This window comes from Delftia sp. WSY_22 (assembly GCF_043104185.1).
Taxonomy (GTDB): domain Bacteria; phylum Pseudomonadota; class Gammaproteobacteria; order Burkholderiales; family Burkholderiaceae_C; genus Comamonas; species Comamonas tsuruhatensis.
In genome coordinates this window covers 1-20,721 of the sequence record NZ_JBICKN010000007.1, presented here as the reverse complement: position 1 = coordinate 20,721, position 20,721 = coordinate 1, and the positions used below count along the sequence as shown (strand labels likewise).

General features: G+C 68.7%; 20 protein-coding genes and 1 pseudogene. 12 read left to right on the top strand and 9 right to left on the bottom strand.

What is annotated here, in order from left to right:
- Nucleotides 1-26: 26 nt before the first annotated feature.
- Together ACF8NF_RS05155 and ACF8NF_RS05150 are read left to right on the top strand one after the other, a co-directional pair.
- Nucleotides 27-566, top strand: coding sequence for a hypothetical protein (locus ACF8NF_RS05155; RefSeq protein ID WP_074920911.1), 540 nt, complete (start codon nt 27-29; stop codon nt 564-566).
- A complete protein-coding gene (locus ACF8NF_RS05150; protein WP_016449354.1) occupies nt 563-1,162 on the top strand; it encodes a FlgO family outer membrane protein in 600 nt (199 codons plus the stop codon). Before ACF8NF_RS05155 ends, ACF8NF_RS05150 begins: the two co-directional genes overlap by 4 nt.
- A 74-nt stretch (nt 1,163-1,236) precedes the next feature.
- Here ACF8NF_RS05150 and ACF8NF_RS05145 read toward each other — a convergent pair whose 3' ends face one another.
- A complete protein-coding gene (locus ACF8NF_RS05145) occupies nt 1,237-2,118 on the bottom strand; it encodes a DMT family transporter (protein WP_026062986.1) in 882 nt (293 codons plus the stop codon).
- Between the two features lie 88 nt (nt 2,119-2,206).
- Between ACF8NF_RS05145 and pyrF the strand changes: the two genes are divergently transcribed.
- The 4 genes from pyrF (at nt 2,207) to ACF8NF_RS05125 (ending at nt 6,084) form a co-directional block, all read left to right on the top strand.
- A complete protein-coding gene (pyrF, locus tag ACF8NF_RS05140) occupies nt 2,207-3,034 on the top strand; it encodes an orotidine-5'-phosphate decarboxylase (protein WP_016449352.1) in 828 nt (275 codons plus the stop codon).
- A 20-nt stretch (nt 3,035-3,054) separates the two neighbouring features.
- Nucleotides 3,055-3,960, top strand: coding sequence for a LysR family transcriptional regulator (locus ACF8NF_RS05135; RefSeq protein ID WP_017407708.1), 906 nt, complete (start codon nt 3,055-3,057; stop codon nt 3,958-3,960).
- 155 nt (nt 3,961-4,115) lie between these two features.
- The gene (locus ACF8NF_RS05130; protein ID WP_016449351.1) at nt 4,116-5,099 is read left to right on the top strand and encodes a tripartite tricarboxylate transporter substrate binding protein; all 984 of its coding nucleotides are present in this window, start codon (nt 4,116-4,118) and stop codon (nt 5,097-5,099) included.
- 7 nt (nt 5,100-5,106) lie between these two features.
- The gene (locus ACF8NF_RS05125) at nt 5,107-6,084 is read left to right on the top strand and encodes a succinylglutamate desuccinylase/aspartoacylase family protein (protein WP_209799372.1); all 978 of its coding nucleotides are present in this window, start codon (nt 5,107-5,109) and stop codon (nt 6,082-6,084) included.
- Between the two features lie 21 nt (nt 6,085-6,105).
- Here ACF8NF_RS05125 and ACF8NF_RS05120 read toward each other — a convergent pair whose 3' ends face one another.
- Both ACF8NF_RS05120 and uvrA read right to left on the bottom strand, forming a co-directional pair.
- On the bottom strand, nt 6,106-7,260 hold the full coding sequence (locus ACF8NF_RS05120) for an FAD-binding oxidoreductase (RefSeq protein WP_016454261.1): 1,155 nt from the start codon (nt 7,258-7,260) through the stop codon (nt 6,106-6,108).
- Between the two features lie 8 nt (nt 7,261-7,268).
- Nucleotides 7,269-10,376, bottom strand: a complete 3,108-nt coding sequence (uvrA, locus tag ACF8NF_RS05115) for an excinuclease ABC subunit UvrA (protein WP_016449348.1) — start codon at nt 10,374-10,376, stop codon at nt 7,269-7,271.
- A 273-nt stretch (nt 10,377-10,649) separates the two neighbouring features.
- On the opposite strand from uvrA, the gene ACF8NF_RS05110 reads away from it, so the two are divergent.
- The 6 genes from ACF8NF_RS05110 to ACF8NF_RS05085 all read left to right on the top strand — a co-directional run bounded on the left by ACF8NF_RS05110 (nt 10,650) and on the right by ACF8NF_RS05085 (nt 16,313).
- Complete coding sequence (locus ACF8NF_RS05110; RefSeq protein WP_034348262.1) at nt 10,650-11,825, top strand: MFS transporter; 1,176 nt, start codon at nt 10,650-10,652, stop codon at nt 11,823-11,825.
- 159 nt (nt 11,826-11,984) lie between these two features.
- Nucleotides 11,985-12,551, top strand: coding sequence for a single-stranded DNA-binding protein (ssb, locus tag ACF8NF_RS05105; RefSeq protein WP_016449346.1), 567 nt, complete (start codon nt 11,985-11,987; stop codon nt 12,549-12,551).
- A gap of 86 nt (nt 12,552-12,637) precedes the next feature.
- The gene (locus ACF8NF_RS05100; RefSeq protein WP_392450195.1) at nt 12,638-13,135 is read left to right on the top strand and encodes a hypothetical protein; all 498 of its coding nucleotides are present in this window, start codon (nt 12,638-12,640) and stop codon (nt 13,133-13,135) included.
- A 323-nt stretch (nt 13,136-13,458) separates the two neighbouring features.
- Nucleotides 13,459-14,913, top strand: a complete 1,455-nt coding sequence (locus ACF8NF_RS05095) for a SulP family inorganic anion transporter (protein WP_392450194.1) — start codon at nt 13,459-13,461, stop codon at nt 14,911-14,913.
- Nucleotides 14,914-15,309: 396 nt separating this feature from the next.
- Nucleotides 15,310-15,618, top strand: a complete 309-nt coding sequence (locus ACF8NF_RS05090) for a hypothetical protein (protein ID WP_267179028.1) — start codon at nt 15,310-15,312, stop codon at nt 15,616-15,618.
- Between the two features lie 2 nt (nt 15,619-15,620).
- Entirely contained in the window at nt 15,621-16,313 is a 693-nt protein-coding gene (locus ACF8NF_RS05085) for a hypothetical protein (RefSeq protein WP_016449342.1), read from the top strand.
- Nucleotides 16,314-16,346: 33 nt separating this feature from the next.
- Here ACF8NF_RS05085 and paaE read toward each other — a convergent pair whose 3' ends face one another.
- The 6 genes and pseudogenes from paaE to ACF8NF_RS05055 all read right to left on the bottom strand — a co-directional run.
- Nucleotides 16,347-17,444 (bottom strand): 1,2-phenylacetyl-CoA epoxidase subunit PaaE, encoded by a 1,098-nt coding sequence (gene paaE / locus ACF8NF_RS05080; protein ID WP_047328037.1) that lies wholly within the window; start codon nt 17,442-17,444, stop codon nt 16,347-16,349.
- On the bottom strand, nt 17,441-18,010 hold the full coding sequence (paaD, locus tag ACF8NF_RS05075; RefSeq protein ID WP_392450193.1) for a 1,2-phenylacetyl-CoA epoxidase subunit PaaD: 570 nt from the start codon (nt 18,008-18,010) through the stop codon (nt 17,441-17,443). Before paaD ends, paaE begins: the two co-directional genes overlap by 4 nt.
- Entirely contained in the window at nt 18,010-18,792 is a 783-nt protein-coding gene (paaC, locus tag ACF8NF_RS05070; RefSeq protein WP_016454265.1) for a 1,2-phenylacetyl-CoA epoxidase subunit PaaC, read from the bottom strand. Before paaC ends, paaD begins: the two co-directional genes overlap by 1 nt.
- Nucleotides 18,793-18,805: 13 nt before the next feature.
- Nucleotides 18,806-19,111 (bottom strand): 1,2-phenylacetyl-CoA epoxidase subunit PaaB, encoded by a 306-nt coding sequence (gene paaB / locus ACF8NF_RS05065; protein WP_016454266.1) that lies wholly within the window; start codon nt 19,109-19,111, stop codon nt 18,806-18,808.
- Entirely contained in the window at nt 19,108-20,130 is a 1,023-nt protein-coding gene (gene paaA / locus ACF8NF_RS05060; protein ID WP_012202742.1) for a 1,2-phenylacetyl-CoA epoxidase subunit PaaA, read from the bottom strand. The genes paaB and paaA overlap by 4 nt, the downstream gene beginning before the upstream one ends.
- Before the next feature lie 45 nt (nt 20,131-20,175).
- A pseudogene (locus ACF8NF_RS05055) lies at nt 20,176-20,721 on the bottom strand (phenylacetate--CoA ligase); the annotation flags it as partial.

Sequence of the window (20,721 nt, the reverse complement as noted above, 5' to 3'; positions counted from 1 at the left end):
CGCGCACCCGCACCGAGGAGAAATCCATGCGATCGTTCAAATCCGCCGGCGGCCTGGCCCTGGCGGGCCTCTGCCTGGCCCTGGCGGGCTGCGTCAATGCACCGATGACCAGCTACTTCGAAGCCACGGCCCAGCCCAAGATCGGCGCTGCCGGCCACTGGGACTCCGTGGCCAACGATGTCGTCGCCAAGACGCTGGAGACACTGCAAAAGACCGGCATCGAGCGCACCACGCCGGTCCACGTGGCCCTGCCGGCCGAGCCCAGCCCGTTCGACAAGGGCTTTCGTGAGCTGATCATCACCAAGCTCGTGCAAAGCGGCGTGACCGTCATGCTGCAGCCGGCCCAGGCCCAGCTGCAGGTGAGCTACGGCACCCAGGTCGTGCGCCACGGCAAGCGCCTGCCCAACCCCGAACTCGTGCTGACGACGACGGTGGTGCGCAACAACCAGTACCTGGCGCGCAAGACCGACGTCTACTACCTCGAAAAGAGCGACGCCGTGCTGTTCACGGCCGAGGACGAGCGCCCCGAATTCCCCACCAAGAACCTGAAGGTGGTGGGCCAATGACGCTGCGCACGCCCCTCCTGCCGGCCGTGCTGGCTGCGGCGGCCCTGCTGTCCGCCTGCGCCGTGCCCGCCCCCGCGCCTTCGCCCGAGTTCTCGGCCGCACGCCGTGGCGAGCCCACCTACCAGTCGGCCGCAGCCAACCCCTTCATCGCCAGCAGCCGCGCTGCCGTGGACGAGCTGGTCAAGGGCCTGAACACCGAGGAACTGGGCGAGGCGCCCGTGCTCGTGGCCACCGTGGTCAACGTCAACGACCTGACGCGCTCGGCCCCGCTGGGCCGCACGCTCAGCGAGCTGTACGCCTCCCAGCTGTCCGCCAAGGGCTACAACGTCAAGGAGCTGAAGCTGCGCGGCGATGTGTACGTCAAGGAAGGCACGGGCGAGCTGCTGCTGTCGCGCGAGATCAAGGACATCGCCCGCAACCACAATGCGGCCCTGGTCCTGGTGGGCACGTACTCGGCGGCTGCCAAGTACACCTATGTGAGCCTGAAGCTGGTTCGTACCGACGACAGCCGCATCGTGCGCAGCCACGACTACGCGCTGCCCAACAACATCGACATCCAGCGCCTGCTGGGCGCCCCGGCCACGGCGCAACGCTGAGGCCCTGCAGCCTGACTGCGCCCGTGTGCGCAGTCAGGCTGCGTCTTCTTCTCCCGACCTTCTCCTGCTTGCCCTCAGCGGCCGCGCGCCGGCCACAGCACCGAGGCAATGGCCACCACCATCAGCGCCACGGCCGTCCAGTCCTGCCAGTGCAGCACCTCGCCCAGCCACCAGGCGCCGCTGAACACGCCCAGCACGGGGATCATCATCACGCTCAGCGTGGACGCCACGGGCGGCAGGCTGCGCGCCAGGAAGAACCAGACCGTCTGGCCAAAGCCCAGCACCAGCACGCCGTTGAAGACGATGGCGCCCGTGGCCTGGGCATCGGGCCAGTGCCACAGGTGGCGCTCGAAGACGAAGGCCAGCACCGTGAGCGTCAGCGCGGTCAGCGCCACCATCCACAGCGTCATCGTCAGCAGGGGCACGGGCACCTCGGCGCGGCGCAGCTTCTGCGTGCCGAAGGCCCAGCTCAGCGCGGCGGCCAGCATCAGGCCCACGCCGATGGGGCGGCTGCCCAGGGCGCCGACCTCGTGCCACAGCAGCAGGAGCACGCCCGCCAAGGCCGCCGCCACACCCGCCCAGGCACGCGGCGCCAGCCGGTCATGGAAGAACAGGCTGCCCAGCACGGCCGAGAAGATGGGCATGGTGTAGCCCAGGATGGCCGCCCGCCCGCTGGACAGCATGGGGATGGCAATGATGATCAGGCTGTTCCACAGCACCATGTTGAACAGCGTCAGCTGCGCCAGCCGGGGCCAACAGGCGCGCGGCACGGCCAGCGGCAGGCGGCGCCAGACCACGAAGGCCGCCAGGATGGGCAGCCCCACCCACATCGAGGCCATGCGGAAACTCAGCGGCGGGAAATGCTGCACGCCCAGCTTCATCACCGGCCAATTGATGCCCCAGATCAGGGTCAGCGCGATCAGCAAAAGGATTTGTCGGGCGGTGAAGGCAGGCATAGGCCGCCGATTGTGCCCATGGGCCGCCAAACCCGCTGGATGCCCGGCGACAGGCCCCGGGAAGGGCCGATCGCTAAAATCGCGCCCCATGACCTTTCTCGACATGCTGCGCAATGCCACCGCCCAGAACCAATCCATGCTGTGCGTGGGCCTGGACCCCGAACCCAGCCGCTTTCCTGCGGCCATGCGCGGCGATGCAAGCAAAATCTACGAATTCTGCGCCGCCATCGTCGAGGCCACGGCCGACCTGGTGAACTCCTTCAAGCCCCAGATCGCCTACTTCGCGGCCCACCGCGCCGAAGACCAGCTGGAAAAGCTCATGGCCCACATGCGCGCCGTCGCGCCCCATGTGCCCATCATCCTGGACGCCAAGCGCGGCGACATCGGCTCCACCGCCGAGCAGTACGCCAAGGAAGCCTTCGAGCGCTATGGCGCCGACGCCGTGACCCTGTCGCCCTTCATGGGCTTCGACTCCATCACGCCCTACCTGCAGTACGAGGGCAAGGGCGCCTTCCTGCTGTGCCGCACCTCCAACCCCGGCGGCGACGACCTGCAGGCCCAGCGCCTGGCCGACCTGCCGGGCCAGCCCCACCTGTTCGAGCATGTGGCGCGCCTGGCGCAAGGCCCCTGGAACACCAACGGCCAGCTCGGCCTGGTGGTGGGCGCCACGCGCCCGCAGGAGATCGAGCGCGTGCGTGAATTCGCGCCCTCGCTGCCGCTGCTGATTCCCGGCGTGGGCGCCCAGGGGGGCGATGCCGTGGCCACGGTCAAGGCGGCGCGCATCGGCGGCGGCCCCATCATCATCAATTCCTCGCGTGCGGTGCTCTATGCATCGCAGGGCGACGACTTCGCTGCCGCCGCGCGCACCGCCGCCCAGGCCACGCGCCAGACGCTGCAAGACGCAGCCGCTGCCTGAGACGGCAGGGAAGCCCGGCCATGCAAGGCAAATGGCTGGAAGACTTCCTGCTGCTGGCCCAGGAGCGCAGCTTCACGCGCGCGGCCGAGCTGCGCCATGTCACCCATCCGGCCTTCGGGCGGCGCATCCGCGCGCTGGAGGCCTGGGCCGGCACACCCCTGGTCGAGCCCGGCGGCGGCCCCGTGCGGCTGACGCCGGCCGGTGAAGCCTTCCGCGATACGGCCGAGCAACTGGTGCGCACGCTGGCCCAGTCGCACGATGAACTGCAGGCCGTGGCCGGGCGCCAGGCCCGCGTGATCACCCTGGCCACGGGACGCACGCTGGCGCGCACCATCGTGGCCGACTGGCTGACGCGCCACGGCAGCGTGCTGCAGACGGCCGAGCTGCGCGTGGTCACGCGCACGCTGGACGAGACCGTGGCCATGCTGCAGCGCGGCGAAGTCAGCTTCACGCTGGTCTACCACCACGCCGCCATTGGCGTGCGCCTGGACGGCCGCCAGTTCAGCTACCTGACGGTGATGCAGGACAGGCTGGTGCCCGTGGCCCGCGCCGATGCCCGGGGCCGCCCGCTGTACGAGCTGTCGGCCAGCCACCAGCCCGTCGCTCCCGTGCCCTACCTGGCCTTCTCGCACAGCATGGCCCTGGGCCGGCTGGTGGAAGACCACCTGGCCCGGCATCCGCTGGCGCCGCGCCTGCGCCGCTGCGTGGACTGCGACTCGGCCGACGCCCACTACGAATACGTGCTGCGCGGCCTGGGCCTGGCCTGGATGCCGTGGTCCATGGTGCGCGGCGACTGCCAGGCCGGCCGCCTGGCCGTGGCCGGCGACCCGGGCCTGGAAGTGCACTTCGACGTGCGCCTGTACCGTCCCAAGCGCCACCTGGGCCCCGCGGCCGAGCAGTTCTGGAGCGACATCACGGGCGCCTGACGGGTGCATGCATGCGCCCTCCTGGTGCAAACCCGCACCGCGCTGTGGAACAAGCGGGTTTTGGTGCTGCAATGGCTCCGCCTCGTGCTGAATCAGCACCAAATGCCTGGGAAGTCCTTCGCACAATCAATCTCATACATTTCAGGAATAACCCCATGCCCAGCAACTCCCTCCTGCGCCGCACCGCCCTGGCCTGCGGCCTGCTGATCGCCGCCACCGGCAGCGCCTTCGCCGACGACGCCGCCAGCTACCCCAACCGCGCCATCACCATGATCGTGGGCTACCCCGCCGGCGGCAGCACCGACCTGGTGGGCCGCTTCGTGGCCGATGGCCTGGCCTCGCGCCTGGGCCAGCCCGTGGTGGTGGAAAACCTGGGCGGCGCAGGCGGCGCCATCGGCGCGCAAAAGGCCGTCAAGGCCACGCCCGACGGCTACACGCTGTTCGTGGGCGCCAACAACGAGCTGGCCATCGCCCGGCTGATCAACAAGAGCATCAAGTACTCCATCGGCGACTTCACGCCCATCGGCATGATCGGCTCCCAGCCCATGGTGCTGGTGGCCTCGCAGAAGGCCGGCGTGAAGACCGCCGCCGAGTTCAGCGCCCTGGTGGCCAAGAACCCGGGCAAGTTCAGCTACGGCAGCTCGGGCGTGGGCACGGCACTGCACCTGGCCGGCGAGATGGTCAAGGAGCAGGGCAAGCTGCACATGACCCACATCCCCTACCGTGGCGTGGCGCCCCTGACCACGGACCTGGTGGGCAACAACATCGAGTTCGGCATGTTCGTGCTGTCCTCGGGACTGCCCCAGATCCGCGCGGGCAAGGTCATCGCCCTGGGCACGACGGAGGCCAAGCGCTCGGCCATCACGCCCGACATCCCGGCCCTGTCCGAGCTGCCCCAGTACAAGAACGTGGACATCAACGTCTGGTTCGCGCTGATGGCGCCCAAGGGCCTGCCCGCACCCGTGGCCGCCAAGGTCAAGAAGGCGCTGGACGAGACCATGGCCTCGCCCGAGTTCCGCAAGAAGATGGAAGAGTCGGGCTCGGTCGTGGCCGATCCCAAGACCGATGCCGGCAAGTACATCAACGCCGAGATCGCCAAGTACACAAAAATCGTCCAATTCGCCCACATCGAGAACTGAGCCAGCCATGGACGCTTTGCGATTTGACCTTCCCCTGCCCGACCTGAGCGCCTGGCGCGCGGGCAATACCGGTACCGAGGGCGTGTGGCAATTCGACTCGGGACGCCCGGGCCGCCACGTGATGATTTCCGCGCTGGTGCACGGCAACGAGATCTGCGGCGCCTGGGCCGTGTCCGGGCTGCTTCAGGCCCTGCACAACGGCCTGGCGCTGGACAACGGCCGCCTGACCCTGGTGCTGGCCAACCTCGATGCCTTCGACCGCTTCGACGCGGCCAGCCACGATGCCTCGCGCTTCGTGGACGAGGACATGAACCGCCAGTGGATAGACGCACGCATCGACGAGGGCAGCACCCGCGAACGCCGCCGCGCCGCCGCGCTGCGCCCCTTCGTGCAGCAGGCCGACTGGCTGCTGGACCTGCATTCCATGCACGAGCCCTCGGCCCCGCTGCTGCTGACCGGCATGCAGCCGCGCAACCGCGATCTGGCACGCCAGATGGGTGCGCCGGCGAACATCGTCGTGGATGCCGGCCACAAGGACGGCACGCGGCTGCGCGACTACGGGCGCTTCGGCCTGCCCGACGCCGAGGCCGGCGACTCGCGCTCGCTGCTGATCGAATGCGGCTTCCATGGCGATCTGGCCAGCCGCGACGTGGCGCACGACCAATGCCTGCGTTTCCTCGAAGTGGCCGCCATCTTCGACAACGGCGCGCTGCACGCCGCCCTGCCCGACTGGAAGCAGGCCGACGCACCGGCCCAGTGGGCGCTGGAAGTCACGGCGCCCGTGGTGGCCAAGAGCAGCGGCTTTCGCTTCACGGCGCCGTTCACGGGACTGGAGCGCTTCGAGAAGGCCGGCACGGTGATCGGCGACAACGATGGCGAGCCGGTGATCACGCCCTATGGCGACTGCGTGCTGGTCATGCCCTCGGTGCGCCAGGCGCGCGCGGGCGTGACCGTGGTGCGCTTTGCGCGGCGCTCGCCGCTCTGAGCGGCACGCTTCAACCGAACCTCAGCCGCGCTGGCAGCGCGCAGGCGACAGCCGTTCAGGCTGCACGCCCTGCGCGGCCAGGCGTGCATCCAGCGGCTCGCCGCACAGCAGGTTGCGCGCCAGCAGGCTGTAGCCGAAGGCGCTCTGTATGCCGTAGCCGCCCTGGGCGGCCACCCAGAAAAAGCCCGGCAGCGGCACGGGCGAAGCATCCCAGCCCACGGCCATCTCGCCGTCGGCCACAAAGCTGCGCAGCCCGGCCCAGGTGTGGGAGGGGCGGCGGATCTGCAGCGTGGTCACTTCCTCGATGCGCCAGATGCCCGTGGCCACGTCCAGTTCCTCGGGCGCCACGTCCTGCGGCGCCACGGGGTCGGCGTTGGCGGGCGAGCCCAGCAGCTGGCCTGCATCGGGCTTGAAGTAAAAGCCCTCGTCGGCGCTGATCACGGCGGGCCAGTGCGCGGCGTCCATGCCGTCGGGCACGGCAAAGGTGAAGGCACTGCGCCGCTTGGGCACCAGGCCGATGGGCGCTGCGCCCGCCAGTGCGCCCAGCGCATCGGCCCAGGCGCCGGCCGCGTTGACCACGCAGCGCGCGCGCACCTGGCTGCCGTCGGCCAGGTCCACGGTCCAGACACCTGCGGCATGCGCCAGCGCACGGACCTCGGCGCTGCAGCGCAGCTCGCCGCCGCACTGGCGCAGGCCGCGCAGGAATCCCTGGTGCAGGCCATGCACGTCGATGTCGCGCGCGCCGTCGTCCGCAAAGCCATCGACCAGCAGCGTGGTGTTCAGGCAGGGCACCAGGGCCTTGAGTTCATCGGGGCCCAGGCGCCGCGCCTGGGGCGAGTGCAGGAGCGCCTCGGCATGGGCGGCATCGAGCAGGTCCTTCTGCGCGGCCGTGCCCACATAGAGCACGCCGCGCGGCGCCAGGATGGGCGCCTGCACAAAGCCCTGCGGCGGCTGCTCGTAGAAGGCGCGGCTGGCGCGCGTCAGCGCCTGGACTTGCAGCGGGCCATAGTGCTCCTCATACAGCGCGGCCGAGCGGCCCGTGCTGTGGTAGCCGGGCTGGGATTCGCGCTCCAGCACCAGCACCGAGGCGCCGCCATCGCGCGCCAGCTGCCAGGCCACCGAGGCACCGGCCATGCCCGCGCCCACCACCACGAAATCAAGGATGCTGCTGTCCATGGCCGGCCTCACTGTGCTTTCCGGCGACCAGCCTTGGCCGCTGCAGGAGCCGACACCGACGCTGCCTCCAGATAGGGCCGCAGGTAGCGCCCCGTATGGCTGGCCGGGTTGGCCGCCACGTCCTCGGGCGTGCCCGTGGCCACCACCTGGCCGCCGCCCGAGCCGCCTTCGGGGCCCATGTCGATGATCCAGTCGGCCGTCTTGATCACGTCCAGGTTGTGTTCGATGACCACGATGGTGTTGCCCGCATCGCGCAGCTGCTGCAGCACCTTGAGCAGCAGGGCGATGTCGGCGAAGTGCAGGCCCGTCGTGGGCTCGTCCAGGATGTAGAGCGTGCGCCCCGTGTCGCGCTTGGACAGCTCCTGGGCCAGCTTGACGCGCTGCGCCTCGCCGCCCGACAGCGTGGTCGCGCTCTGGCCCAGCCGGATATAGGACAGGCCCACGTCCAGCAGGGTCTGCAGCTTGCGGGCGATGGTGGGCACGTCCTTGAAGAAGGCATGGGCGTCCTCCACCGTCATCTCCAGGATCTGGGAGATGTTGCGGCCCTTCCACTGCACCTCCAGCGTCTCGCGGTTGTAGCGCTGGCCGTTGCAGATGTCGCAGGGCACGTAGACATCGGGCAGGAAGTGCATCTCCACCTTGACCACGCCGTCGCCCTGGCAGGCCTCGCAGCGGCCGCCGGCCACGTTGAAGGAGAAGCGCCCGGGGCCGTAGCCGCGCTCCTTGGCGGTGTTGGTCTCGGCCATCAGGTCGCGGATGGGCGTGAACAGGCCCGTGTAGGTGGCCGGGTTGCTGCGCGGCGTGCGGCCTATGGGCGACTGGTCCACATTGATGACCTTGTCGAAATAGCCCATGCCGATGATGTCGTCGTGCGGCGCGGCCTCGCCGCCGGCACGGTGGATCTGGCGCGCGGCCTCGGTATAGAGCGTGTCGTTGACCAGGGTGCTCTTGCCCGAGCCCGAGACGCCGGTCACGCAGGTCAGCAGGCCCACGGGAAAGTCCGCCGTCACGCCCTTGAGGTTGTGGCCGCGTGCCCCCACCACGCGCAGGGCCTGCAGTTGCGGCGCAGCCGCACCGGCCTCGGCCGGATGCTGGCCCGTGCGTGCGGGGAAGCCCTTGGCAGGAGACCGGACCTCGCCCTCGGCCGGCGCCTCGACCACGGGCTGCCAGGGCGTGCGCCGCGCAGGCACTTCGATGCGCTGGGTGCCCGCCAGGTAGCGGCCCGTGGGCGAATCGGGGTTGGCGCGCACCTCTTCGTAGCTGCCCTGGGCCATGACGCGGCCGCCATGCACGCCCGCGCCCGGCCCCAGGTCGATGATCTGGTCGGCCGCGCGCATCATGTCCTCGTCGTGCTCGACCACGATGACGCTGTTGCCGATGTCGCGCAGGTGCTGCAGCGTGCCGATGAGCTTGTCGTTGTCGCGCTGGTGCAATCCGATGCTGGGCTCGTCCAGCACATACATCACGCCCGTCAGGCCGCTGCCGATCTGGCTGGCCAGGCGGATGCGCTGGGCCTCGCCGCCGGACAGCGTGTCGGCCCCGCGCTCCAGGCTCAGGTAGCTCAGGCCCACGTCGTTGAGGAACAGCAGGCGCGAGGCGATCTCGCGCACCACCTTGCCCGCGATCTCGGCCTTGGCGCCCGACAGCTGCAGGGACGCGCACCAGGCATGGGCCTCGGCCAGCGTGGCGTGGCCCACCTCGTAGATGGCGCGGGCCTGCTCGCCCTCGCCGATGCGCACGAAGCGCGCCTCGCGGCGCAGCCGCGTGCCGCCGCAGTCGGGGCAGACGGCGACGCTGCGCAGCCGCGCCAGGTCGTCGCGCACCACGCTGGACTCGGTCTCGCGCCAGCGCCGCGTGATGTTGGGGATGATGCCCTCGAAGGGATGGCTCTTGACCAGGGTCTCGCCCTTGCGCGCACCGCTGTCGAAGACATAGGTGAAGGGCATTTCCTCCTCGCCCGAGCCCCACAGCATCACGTTGCGCACCTTCTCGGGCAGCTCCTCGAAGGGCAGCTCCACATCGGCGCCATAGTGGCGCGCCACGCTCTCCAGCATGGAGAAGTAGTAGCCGTTGCGCCGGTCCCAGCCCTTGACGGCGCCGCTGGCCAGGCTCAGCGTGGGAAAGGCCACCACGCGCTCGGGATCGAAGGACTCCGTGCAGCCCAGGCCGTCGCAGCCCGGGCAGGCGCCCATGGGCGAGTTGAACGAGAACAGGCGCGGCTCCAGCTCGGGCAGCGAATAGCTGCACAGCGGGCAGGCGAACTTGGCGCTGAAGAGGTGTTCCTTGCCGCTGTCCATCTCCAGGGCGATCACGCGGCCGCCGGCGTCGGCGCCACCCGCGCGCAGGGCGGCCTCGAAGCTCTCGGCCAGGCGCTGCTGGGCGTCGGCGCGCACCTTGAGGCGGTCGATCACCACGTCGATGTCGTGGCGCTCGTTCTTCTCCAGCGCGGGCAGGGAATGGGACTCGTGGATCTTGCCGTCGATGCGAAAGCGCACATAGCCCTGGGCCTGCATCTGCGCGAACAGCTCGGCGAACTCGCCCTTCTTGTTGCGCGCCAGCGGCCCCAGCACCATGAGGCGCGTGTCCTCGGGCAGGGCCAGGGCCGCATCCACCATCTGGCTGATGGTCTGGGACTGCAGCGGCAGGTTGTGGTCGGGGCAGTAGGGCGTGCCGGCGCGTGCGAACAGCAGGCGCAGGTAGTCGTTGATCTCGGTCACCGTGCCCACGGTGGAGCGCGGGTTGTGGCTGGTGGCCTTCTGCTCGATGCTGATGGCGGGCGACAGGCCCTCGATCAGGTCCACATCGGGCTTGTCCAGCCGCCCCAGGAACTGGCGCGCATAGGCCGACAGGCTCTCCACATAGCGGCGCTGGCCCTCGGCGTACAGGGTGTCGAAGGCCAGGCTGGACTTGCCCGAGCCCGACAGCCCGGTGATCACCACCAGCCGGTTGCGCGGAATGTCCAGGTCGATGTTCTTGAGGTTGTGCGTGCGCGCACCGCGGATGGCGATGCGTGACTGCGCCAGCGCCTGGCCGAGGTAGCGGCCGTCGGGCTGGGAGCGGGAGTCGGCGGCCCGGTCCAGGCCGCCGTCTTCGGAAATCGTGTGGGAACCAGGCATCGGGAAAACCCCTGCGAAGGCGAACCCGCCATGATAGGTCAGAACCCGTGCCACCGCATGGCGGCTCGGTCTGCGGGGCGGCAGGGCCTGCCGCGGCGCCCCTTCACAAAACTGTCTTGCACTGCCTTGCATAACCCAGCCACCCCGCAGCGCCGGCCTATGGGCGAGAATGGCGGATTGCTTGCCCCCACAACAGTGCACCCCGTGCTCGATTCCCCCACACCCGTCCACGGCGCCCAGGCGCCAGCCCCCTCCTCGGCCGCATCGGGCCGCATGACCTCGCAGGAACGCCGATCCAGCGCCAGCCTGGCGCTGATCTTTGCGCTGCGCATGCTGGGCCTGTTCCTGGTGCTGCCGGTGTTCGCGCTGGAGGCGCGCAAATACCCGGGCGGGGATGATCCGGCCATGATCGGCCTGGCCATGGGCCTGTACGGGCTCACCCAGGCCGTGTTCCAGCTGCCCCTGGGCCTGGCTTCGGACCGGTTCGGGCGCAAGCGCGTCATCGTCGCCGGGCTGCTGGTCTTTGCCGCGGGCAGCCTGCTGGCGGCCACGGCCGACTCGCTGCTGGGCCTGATGTGGGGCCGGGGCCTGCAGGGCGCGGGCGCCGTCTCGGCCGCCGTGACCGCGCTGCTGGCCGACCTCACGCGCGACAGCGTGCGCACCAAGGCCATGGCCATGGTGGGCGGCAGCATCGGCCTCATGTTCGCGCTGGCCCTGGTGCTCAGCCCCTTGCTGGCGGCCTGGGGCGGGCTGCCCGGCATCTTCGGCCTGACCTGCGCCCTGGCGCTGGCGGGCATTGCCGTCGTGCTCTGGGTCGTCCCGCCCGAGCCAGCGCGCCACGCCGACCAGCCGCGCGGCCGCATGGCCGAGCTGTGGCGCCACGGCGACCTGGTGCGCCTGAACCTGGGCGTGTTCGTGCTGCACACCGTGCAGATGTCCATGTGGGTGGCCGTGCCCGCCATGCTGGTGCAGGCAGGCCTGGACAAGCAGGCGCACTGGCATGTCTACCTGCCGGCCGTGGTGCTGTCCTTCGCCGCCATGGGCGGCCTGTTCGCCATGGAGCGGCGCGGGCGCCTGCGCGCGGCCCTGCTGGGCGCCATCGCCCTGATCACCCTCGTGCAGATCGGCCTGGGCCTGCTGGCGGCCGGCGGCACGCAGCCGCCGCTGTGGGCCATGGCCGTGCTGATGTTCGTGTTCTTCTGCGGCTTCAACGCGCTGGAGGCCACCCAGCCCAGCCTGGTCTCGCGCATGGCGCCGGCCCCGCTGCGCGGCGCGGCGCTGGGCGCCTACAACACGCTGCAATCGCTGGGCCTGTTCGCAGGCGGCGCGCTGGGCGGCGCCGTCGCCAAATGGGCCGGCATGCCGGGCCTGTTCACCCTGACGAGCGTCCTGGCCGTGCTGTGGCTGGTCGTCACCTGGCCGCTGCGCCCCGTGGGCCGCCACGGCTGAACGGCAGTTTTCCGACGGTTACAAACTGCTGCAGCCAGCCGCTGCACCGGCATATCCGCCCCCTGCCAACGGCGGACGGCTTGCGGCACAATGGCGCGTCTGGCCCGGGATCCATCCTTCTATGCCCGGGCCACTTCTCTCTGTAAAGGTATTTCACTCATGGCATCCGTCAACAAGGTCATCATCGTCGGCAACCTCGGGCGCGACCCCGAAATGCGCACCTTCCCGAGTGGCGACCAGGTGGCCAACGTGACCATCGCCACCACCGACCGCTGGCGCGACAAGAACACGGGCGAGAACAAGGAAGCCACCGAGTGGCACCGCGTGGTCTTCAACGGCCGCTTGGCCGAAATCGTGGGCCAGTACCTGCGCAAGGGCAGCCAGGTCTATGTCGAAGGCAGCCTGCGCACGCGCAAGTGGACCGACCAGGCCTCCGGCCAGGAACGCTACGCCACCGAAATCCGCGCCGACACCATGCAGATGCTGGGCAGCCGCCAAGGCGGCGGCGGTGGCCAGCAAGGCGGCGGCTATGGCGATGAAGGCTATGGCGACAGCGGCTACGACGCCCCTCCCCAGCAGCAACAGCGCCGCCCGGCCCCTGCCCCCATGGCAGCGCCCGCACCGCGCCAGGCCCCTGCCCAGCGCCCCGCTCCCGCACCCATGGCACCCCCGCCGCAGCGCGCGGCCTCGGGCTTTGACGACATGGATGACGACATTCCGTTCTGATTCGGACCATCAAGGTTCTTGAGCATCCAGACCCGCTTTCCCCGGAAAGCGGGTTTTGTTTTTCCAGGCGCCCGACGACAAATCCCATGCTCCTGCCGCGTGCCAGAACCCTGTTGTGGAGTCTTGTCCTGTGCCTGCCGCTAGCCGTGTTCGGCTGGCTGGCTGCAACCCTATGCCTGATCTCGCAGGAGGACTACACGCCCGAGCCCGGCAGCTTCACCTACTACATCGGCATCTCGTCCCTGGTGCGCCATGCGCCGCTGGTGGGCGCGCTGGGCAAGGCGGAGTACTTCGGCACCGTGGGCGACGGCAACAAGCCGCCACACGGCCTGGTGTCCTATGACGTGGAGTTCGCAAGCATTGGCCCCGCCACGCACGCCTTCGATGCCTACCTGCTCGGCAAAGGCTATTCCCGGAGTGCGGACGACGAAACGCCCGGCCCCTCCTACGGCACGGGGCGGCGCGTTCGCCATGCCAGGTACACGGCGGCTTCGGGCCAAGTCGTCTACGTGGAAGTGGTGCAGGCCTCGTCGGCCGAGCAAGGCCCTGTGCGCTACCGCGCCACCATGGCGCACTACGACTGATTGCGGCCAGGGGTCCATCCCGCGGCAGGCAGCACCCCCTCGTACAATCGCGCCCGTGATTTCAGTCCACCGGCACCGTCAACCCGGGGCTCGCCAAGCGCGCAGCCGCGATGCCGCGCGCCTTCACAGCTTCACGCTGGCCCGCATCGCGCGCGGCTCGCAGAGCCGGCGCTCGGGCTGCACCCGCCTGGCGCCGCCGTAGCACGGCCGAACCGTACAAGCCGCCAGGTTTCGGGCATCGCCCGACGCCCGGCATGTTCATTCCCGTCTACAAAATCCTGCCCCGCCCTGCCACACCCAGCGCGGCGGGGCTGGCCATTTCCATGTCGAAGCATCCCCATCCCTTTCGCGCCGAGTGGGCGCCCAGCATTCCGCGCGAGCTCATGGCCGGCGCCGTGGCCACCTTTGCGCTGATCCCCGAGGTCATCGCCTTTTCCTTCGTGGCTGGCGTCGATCCTGCCGTCGGGCTGTTCGCGTCTTTCATCATCAGCATCGTCATCGCCTTCACGGGCGCGCGCCCGGCCATGGTGTCGGCGGCAGCGGGCTCGGTCGCCCTGGTGGCCGCTCCGCTGGTGCATGCGCATGGCGTGCAATACCTTTTTGCGGCCGGCATTCTTGCGGGAGCCGTGCAGATCCTGTTCGGCCTGCTGCGCCTGGGCGTGCTGATGCGCTATGTGTCGGGCTCGGTGCGCACGGGCTTCGTCAATGCGCTGGCCATCCTGATCTTCTCGGCCCAGATGCCGCACCTGATCGGCGCCAATGCCGCCACCTGGGCCATGGTGGGCGCCGGCCTGCTGATCATCTACGGCCTGCCCCGGCTGACCACGGCCGTGCCCTCGCCCCTGGTCTGCATCGTGGTGCTGACGGTGGCGGCGAATTGGCTGGACCTGCCCTTGAAGACGGTCGCCGACCTGGGCCTGCTGCCGGACGGCCTGCCCAGCTTCGGGCTGCCGCAGGTGCCTTGGTCGCTGGAGACGCTGCGCCTGATCGCCCTGCCCGCGCTGGCGATCGCCATGGTGGGATTGCTGGAGTCCATGATGACGGCCAGCGTGGTCGATGAACTCACGGACACGCCCAGCTCCAAGAACCGCGAGTGCAGCGGCATCGGCGTGGCCAACATCGCAGCCAGCCTGTTCGGCGGCATCGCGGGCTGCGCCATGATCGGCCAGACCGTGGGCAATGTGCGCTACGGCGGCCGGGGCCGGCTGTCCACGCTGTTCGCGGGCGCCTTCCTGCTCATCCTGATGGTGCTGCTCAAGCCCTGGGTGTCCCAGGTGCCGGTGGCGGCGCTGGTGGCCATCATGGTGATGGTGTCGGCCTCCACGCTGGACTGGGGATCGGCCCGCGCCCTGCTCAGGCATCCCAAGCTGTCCAGCGCCGTGATGCTGGCCACCGTGGTGGTCACCGTGGCCACGGACAACCTGGCCGCCGGCGTGGGCGTCGGCGTGCTGCTCAGCGGGGTGTTCTTCACCTTCAAGGTCTCAAGGCTGCTGTCCGTCGAGAAGACGCAGGACGGCGCAGGCCTGACCTACCGCGTCTCGGGCCAGGTCTTCTTTGCCTCGGCCGACCAGTTGGTCGATGCCTTCGACGTGCGGGACATCGAAGGCCGGCCCGTGCGCATCGAACTGACCAACGCCCATTTCTGGGACATCACGGCCGTCAATGCGCTGGACAAGGTCTGCCAGCGCCTGCGCAAGCACGGCAGCAAGGTCAAGGTGACGGGCCTGAACGAACACGGCCGGGCACTGGTGTCGCGGCTGGATATCGGCATCGAGTAGGAAACCTGCCCCGGGCATGGTTTCACTGCGCTGGCAGACCGCTTGCTTTCCTGGGGCAGACGCGGTCTGCTCTTTCGCAAAGAGAAATCCGTCAAATATCGAATGTGGCATTCAGAAAATTCTCTATTTCAAAGAGTTACTCTTTTGAAATAAAGATTCCAGCCCGCTCATTTAGGATCTGGACCGCTGTCACCTCCCCGAACCCGTTCCATCTCTTCCATGCGACTCAGATCCGTTATCTTGGGCCTTGTCCTCCTGGTCTTTGCCGCATCCGCATCCTGGTTGGCCGTGTATGGGTTTCTCATCTCCCAGGAGGACTACTCGCCTGAGCGGGGATCGCTCAGATATTACGTAGGCATCTCTTCCCTGATACGCAATGCGCCAGCGACAGGGACGATGGCGCAGCCCACCTACTTCGGCTCCGTCGGTGATGGCAACAAGCCCCCGCAGTCCGAGATGACCTTCGAGACCAGCGCCAAGGACATCACCGAGGCCACTGCGGCCATCACCAGCTACCTGCGCCAGAAGGATTTCCACCAGAGATCCATCGATGCCGGAAATGCCGCCGCATCGTTTGTCCCCGAGGGAGAGCGCCTTGTCCAATACGCGCAATACGCGTCATCGGCCGGCGAAGTTGCCGTACTGGCGGTCACCCAGGCAATCGCAACAGGCCTTTGCAAGGTCACGCTCACCCATTACGACTGAACATGTCCAGCAGATCCCACATACCCCGAAGACTCATCTATACCTGCAACTGCGGATGGATTGACCTGGGCCACCTCCAATCGGTCGAGAGCCATCGCAATCGCTACGCCAGTGCGGCCTATCTCTGGAAAGACATACTGCATGAGCGCGGCATCGGGATTCCCGGTCACTCCGACAGCCATCTGATTCAATACAAGCAATCCATGGGGCGCTTTGGCCTGACCCAGGAATTTGCCAAGTTCTATCTCGTCAAGAAAGGCCTGTCTCTTTCAGCGAAGCGCTCCGTGGCCCTGGCCATATTCATGGAGGTTTCCATGGGCTTCGAGAGCCTGCAGGCATCCATGTCGCTCCTCACAGACAGTGGATTCAGCCAGGAAGACCTGGTTTCCAACCTGATTGGCTTCTACATGGTCGTGCACGGGGCACTGGACTGGAAGAATCTGTGCAAGCCGGTTTCCACCGAGGCATCGCTGGCCGTCTGGGATGCCAACGGTCCCGTGGGAAGCCATAAAAACAAAGTCTTCCAGCCGCAGTTCCACGCCTGCGAGGAATGCAAGAGCAAGCACCATGTGCAGCTGCCGCGCTTTCCTTCCGCGTTTCAGTCCATACAGCCCGCATCCAAGGGTCTGCATTTCATCGAAGCATCTGATGGGCTGCCAGTGCCAAAGCACATGCTTTCGACACTGTTTCCCTGAGTCTTCCTGCCCTGCGCCAGAACGCAGGCGCCCTCACCGCTCATCGAACGACAGCACCACGCGCTCGGTCAGCGGATGCGCCTGGCAGGTCAGGACAAAGCCGCAGGCGACCTCGTTCTTGTCGAGGGCGAAGTTGCGCTCCATGCGCACTTCGCCCTCGACCACCTTGGCGCGGCAGGTGCCGCAGACGCCCGAGGTGCAGGAATAGGGCACTTCCAGCCCGGCCGAGGAGGCCGCGTCCAGGATGCTGGCCTGGCCGCGCGTGAAGGGGATTTCGCGCGAGAGGCCGTCGCGCACCAGGGTGATGCGGGCGGTGGCGGCGTCGCCGGGCTGGGCCTCGTGCACCACGGCGCCCACCGTGCCCTGGCCTGCGACCGGCAGGGCCACGCCGAAGCGCTCGATGTGGATGCGCTCCTCGGGCACGCCGGCAGCCAGCAGGGCGGCCTCGGCCTCGTCGTTCATCTGGAAGGGTCCGCAGATGTAGACATGGTCGATGTGCGCGGCCGGCACCACGCCCTGCAGGAATTCGGCGATCTTGGTTCGGTCCATCACGCCCATGTTCAGCGGCAGGTCGGTGTGTTCGTCCGAGAACACATGCTGCAGCGACAGCCGCGACATGTAGCGGTTCTTGAGGTCCTCGATCTCCTCCTTGAACATGGTGGACTGCAGCTGGCGGTTGCCGTAGATCAGCGTGAAGCGGCTGGCGGGCTCGCGCGCCAGCACGGTCTTCATGATGGACAGGATGGGCGTGATGCCGCTGCCGCCGGCGATGCCCACATGGTGGCGCGCGGCCTCGGGCTCGATGGGCACGAAGAAGCGGCCCTGGGGCGCCATGACCTGCAGCGTGTCGCCGGGGCGCAGATGCTCGTTGATCCAGTTGGAGAACTGGCCACCGCGCACCTTGCGCACGCCCACGCGCAACTCGCCGTCATCCACGCCTGCGCAGATGGAGTAGCTGCGGCGCAGGTCCTGGCCGTCGATCTGGTGGCGCAGCGTCAGGTACTGGCCCTGGGTGAAGCCGAAGACCTCGCGCAGCGCGGGCGGCACGTCGAAGGAGACGACCACGGCCTCGGCCGTGTCGGGCGCAATGCTGCGCACGCGCAGCGGGTGGAACATCGTGGTCGTGGTCATATCGGCTTGAAGTGTTCGAAGGGTTCGCGGCAGTCCAGGCAGCGGTGCAGGGCCTTGCAGGCCGTGGCGCCGAAGGCCGACAGCCGCTCGGTGTGCACGCTGCCGCAGTGCGGGCAGGCAACGGGCTCGGGCACGACAATGCCCTGGCGGCGGCGCACCAGGCGGATGGGCGAAGTGCCCTCCGGCAGGCCGGGGTCGCCACAGCGCCCGGGCGGCGCGATGCCGTACTCGCGCAGCTTGCGCCGGCCGTCGTCGCTGATCCAGTCCGTGGTCCAGGCCGGGGCGCGGCGCAGCACGGCGCGCGCGGGGCCCAGGCCTGCGGCCTCGATGGCATCGAGCACGCTGCGCTCGATGACCTCGGTGGCGGGGCAGCCCGAGTAGGTGGGCGTGAGCACGATCTCCATGCCCTGGCCTTCGGGCAGGGCATGGACCTCGCGCACGATGCCCAGCTCGCAGACCGAGATCACGGGCACCTCGGGATCGGGCACGTCCTGCAGCGCGGCCCAGGCCAGGCGCTCGCGCTCGGCCGAGGCGGATGTGACGGCCACAAGCCGTGCGGCAGCCATCACCACACCCCGCCCGGATAGGCGCGCTGCAGGTGCTGCATCTCGGCCAGGATGAAGCCCATGTGCTCGCTGTGCACGCCGTTGCGGCCCGTACTGCGGAAGGCGGATTCGGCCGGCATGTCCAGCGTGGCCTCCTGCAGCAGGGCGGCCATTTCGGCCTGCCAGGGCTCGCGCAGCTCGGACCAGGCCGGGCCCAGGCCGCTGGCGCGCGCGGCGGCGTCCGTGGCGTCGTCGGTGAACAGCTCGGCCGCATAGCGCCACAGCTGGGCCAGCGCCGCCTCCATGCGCTGGCGCGATTCCTCGGTGCCGTCGCCCAGGCGCACCACCCAGTCGCCCGCGTGCTGCTCGTGGTAGCGCGCTTCCTTGAGCGCCTTGGCGGCGATGGCGGCCAGCTCGGCGTCGCTGGAGTGCACCAGGCGCTCCCACATCAGGCGCAGCCAGGTGGCAGCCATGGCGTTGCGCAGCACGGTGAAGGCGAAGTCGCCGCGCGGCAGCTCGGCCAGCGTGGCGTTGAAGTAGTCGCGCTCGTCGCGCAGAAAGGCGAGCTGGTCCTCGTCGTGCGCGCGGCCTTCGAGCTGGCCGGCGCGCGTGAGCAGCGCACGCGCCTGGCCGACCAGGTCCAGCGCCATGTTGGTCATGGCGATGTCCTCTTCGAGGATGGGCGCGTGGCCGCACCACTGGCCCAGGCGCTGGGCCAGGATCAGGCAGGTATCGCCCAGGCGCAGCAGGTACTGCACCTCGGGGCGGGCGTCGATGGCGATGGAGGAGGCGGAGGCGGTCATGGCTGCACCCCGCTCACATGTGGTCCACCGAGGGCGGCAGCTGGTAGAAGGTCGGATGGCGGTAGACCTTGTCCTGGGCCGGGTCGAAGAACATGTCCTTGTCGCCGGGGTCGCTGGCCACGATCTGGTCCGAGCGCACCACCCAGACGCTCACGCCCTCCTGGCGCCGCGTGTAGACATCGCGCGCCATCTGCAGCGCCATCTGCGGGTCGGCCGCATGCAGGCTGCCGCAGTGCTTGTGGTCCAGGCCGGCCTTGCTGCGGACGAAGACTTCCCACAGCGGCCATTCGTTGGTGATGTTCTGTTCGACGGTGGTCATGCGGCCTCCTTGCGGGTCTGGTTTCTCTGTGTCTGCTTGCGGGCATGGGCCAGGGCGGCCTCGCGCACCCAGGCGCCTTCGTCCCAGGCCTTGACGCGGGCGCCCAGGCGCTCGCGGTTGCAGGGGCCGTCTCCGGCGATCACGCGCCAGAACTCGTCCCAGTCGATGGGGCCATGGTCATGGGCCTGGCGGGCCTCGTTCCATTTCAGGTCGGGATCGGGCAGGGTGACGCCCAGCACCTTGGCCTGGTCCACCGTGGCGTCGATGAACTTCTGGCGCAGCGCGTCGTTGGAGATGCGCTTGATGCCCCAGCGCATGGACTGCGCGCTGTTGGGCGACTGGTCGTCGGGCGGGCCGAACATCATGATGGACGGCCACCACCAGCGGTTGACGGCGTCCTGCACCATGGCCTTCTGCGCCTCGGTGCCCTGCTGCATCATGGTCAGCAGCGCCTCGTAGCCCTGGCGCTGGTGAAAGCTCTCCTCGCGGCAGATGCGCACCATGGCGCGCGCGTAGGGCGCATAGGAGCAGCGGCAGATGGGCACCTGGTTCATGATGGCCGCGCCATCCACCAGCCAGCCGATGGTGCCCATGTCGGCCCAGGTCAGCGTGGGGTAGTTGAAGATGGAGCTGTACTTGGCCTTGCCCGTGTGCAGCGCGTGCAGCATCTGGTCGCGGCTGCTGCCCAGCGTCTCGGCGGCCGCGTAGAGGTACAGGCCATGGCCGCCCTCGTCCTGCACCTTGGCCAGCAGGATGGCCTTGCGCTTGAGGGTGGGCGCGCGGCTGATCCAGTTGCCCTCGGGCAGCATGCCGACGATCTCGCTGTGCGCATGCTGGCTGATCTGGCGCAGCAGCGTCTTGCGGTAGTTGTCGGGCATCCAGTCCTTGGCCTCGATGAATTCGCCGGCATCGATGCGCTCGTCAAAGCGCTGCTGCAGGCGCATTTCGTCGGCCGAGCGCACGGCCTTGCCGCCATCGCCCGCTTCCTTGCCCATGGTGTCCATGGCCTGGGTGTACATGTGCGATCTCCTTCAGTGAAATGGTTGACGACGGCCGGCGGTGCCTCAACGCGGCCGCTTGTCGTACACGCGCCGGGCCTTGCCGGTCTGCGTGCGCTCGATGGTGTCGGGATCGAAGACGCGCACCGCCGTGGAAATGCCCACCAGGGTCTTGATGCGCTGCTGCACCCACTGCGCGATCTCGCCGCGCTCGGCATCGCCCAGGCCGCGCCGCTGCGGCTGCAGCTCGCAGTGCACCTCGACGGTGTCCAGCAGGCCTTCACGGCTGATGTGCATCTGGTACAGGCCCGTGAGGCTGGCATTGGCCAGCACGATTTCCTCGATCTGGGTCGGAAAGACGTTGACGCCGCGGATGATCATCATGTCGTCGCTGCGCCCCACGATCTTGCCCATGCGCCGGAAGCTGCGCGAAGTCGGCGCCAGCAGCCGCGTCAGGTCCCGCGTGCGGTAACGAATGATGGGCATGGCCTCCTTGGACAGCGACGTGAAGACCAGCTCCCCCTCGCTGCCGTCGGGCAGCACCTCGCCCGTGTCCGGGTCGATGATCTCGGGATAGAAATGGTCTTCCCAGATCACCGGCCCGTCCTTGCT

What these genes read in the sequence shown, in the direction of transcription:
- ACF8NF_RS05100 (WP_392450195.1), top strand. Translation starts at nt 12,638, where the DNA reads ATGCTCCTGCCGCGTGCCAGAACCCTGTTGTGGAGTCTTGTCCTGTGC.
- paaC (WP_016454265.1), bottom strand. Translation starts at nt 18,792, where the DNA reads ATGACCGCCTCCGCCTCCTCCATCGCCATCGACGCCCGCCCCGAGGTG.
- ACF8NF_RS05135 (WP_017407708.1), top strand. Translation starts at nt 3,055, where the DNA reads ATGCAAGGCAAATGGCTGGAAGACTTCCTGCTGCTGGCCCAGGAGCGC.
- paaB (WP_016454266.1), bottom strand. Translation starts at nt 19,111, where the DNA reads ATGACCACCGTCGAACAGAACATCACCAACGAATGGCCGCTGTGGGAA.
- ACF8NF_RS05120 (WP_016454261.1), bottom strand. Translation starts at nt 7,260, where the DNA reads ATGGACAGCAGCATCCTTGATTTCGTGGTGGTGGGCGCGGGCATGGCC.
- uvrA (WP_016449348.1), bottom strand. Translation starts at nt 10,376, where the DNA reads ATGCCTGGTTCCCACACGATTTCCGAAGACGGCGGCCTGGACCGGGCC.
- ACF8NF_RS05125 (WP_209799372.1), top strand. Translation starts at nt 5,107, where the DNA reads ATGGACGCTTTGCGATTTGACCTTCCCCTGCCCGACCTGAGCGCCTGG.
- paaD (WP_392450193.1), bottom strand. Translation starts at nt 18,010, where the DNA reads ATGGCTGCCGCACGGCTTGTGGCCGTCACATCCGCCTCGGCCGAGCGC.
- ACF8NF_RS05130 (WP_016449351.1), top strand. Translation starts at nt 4,116, where the DNA reads ATGCCCAGCAACTCCCTCCTGCGCCGCACCGCCCTGGCCTGCGGCCTG.
- ssb (WP_016449346.1), top strand. Translation starts at nt 11,985, where the DNA reads ATGGCATCCGTCAACAAGGTCATCATCGTCGGCAACCTCGGGCGCGAC.
- ACF8NF_RS05090 (WP_267179028.1), top strand. Translation starts at nt 15,310, where the DNA reads ATGGCGCAGCCCACCTACTTCGGCTCCGTCGGTGATGGCAACAAGCCC.
- ACF8NF_RS05095 (WP_392450194.1), top strand. Translation starts at nt 13,459, where the DNA reads ATGTCGAAGCATCCCCATCCCTTTCGCGCCGAGTGGGCGCCCAGCATT.
- paaE (WP_047328037.1), bottom strand. Translation starts at nt 17,444, where the DNA reads ATGACCACGACCACGATGTTCCACCCGCTGCGCGTGCGCAGCATTGCG.
- ACF8NF_RS05110 (WP_034348262.1), top strand. Translation starts at nt 10,650, where the DNA reads ATGACCTCGCAGGAACGCCGATCCAGCGCCAGCCTGGCGCTGATCTTT.
- pyrF (WP_016449352.1), top strand. Translation starts at nt 2,207, where the DNA reads ATGACCTTTCTCGACATGCTGCGCAATGCCACCGCCCAGAACCAATCC.
- ACF8NF_RS05145 (WP_026062986.1), bottom strand. Translation starts at nt 2,118, where the DNA reads ATGCCTGCCTTCACCGCCCGACAAATCCTTTTGCTGATCGCGCTGACC.
- paaA (WP_012202742.1), bottom strand. Translation starts at nt 20,130, where the DNA reads ATGTACACCCAGGCCATGGACACCATGGGCAAGGAAGCGGGCGATGGC.
- ACF8NF_RS05155 (WP_074920911.1), top strand. Translation starts at nt 27, where the DNA reads ATGCGATCGTTCAAATCCGCCGGCGGCCTGGCCCTGGCGGGCCTCTGC.
- ACF8NF_RS05085 (WP_016449342.1), top strand. Translation starts at nt 15,621, where the DNA reads ATGTCCAGCAGATCCCACATACCCCGAAGACTCATCTATACCTGCAAC.
- ACF8NF_RS05150 (WP_016449354.1), top strand. Translation starts at nt 563, where the DNA reads ATGACGCTGCGCACGCCCCTCCTGCCGGCCGTGCTGGCTGCGGCGGCC.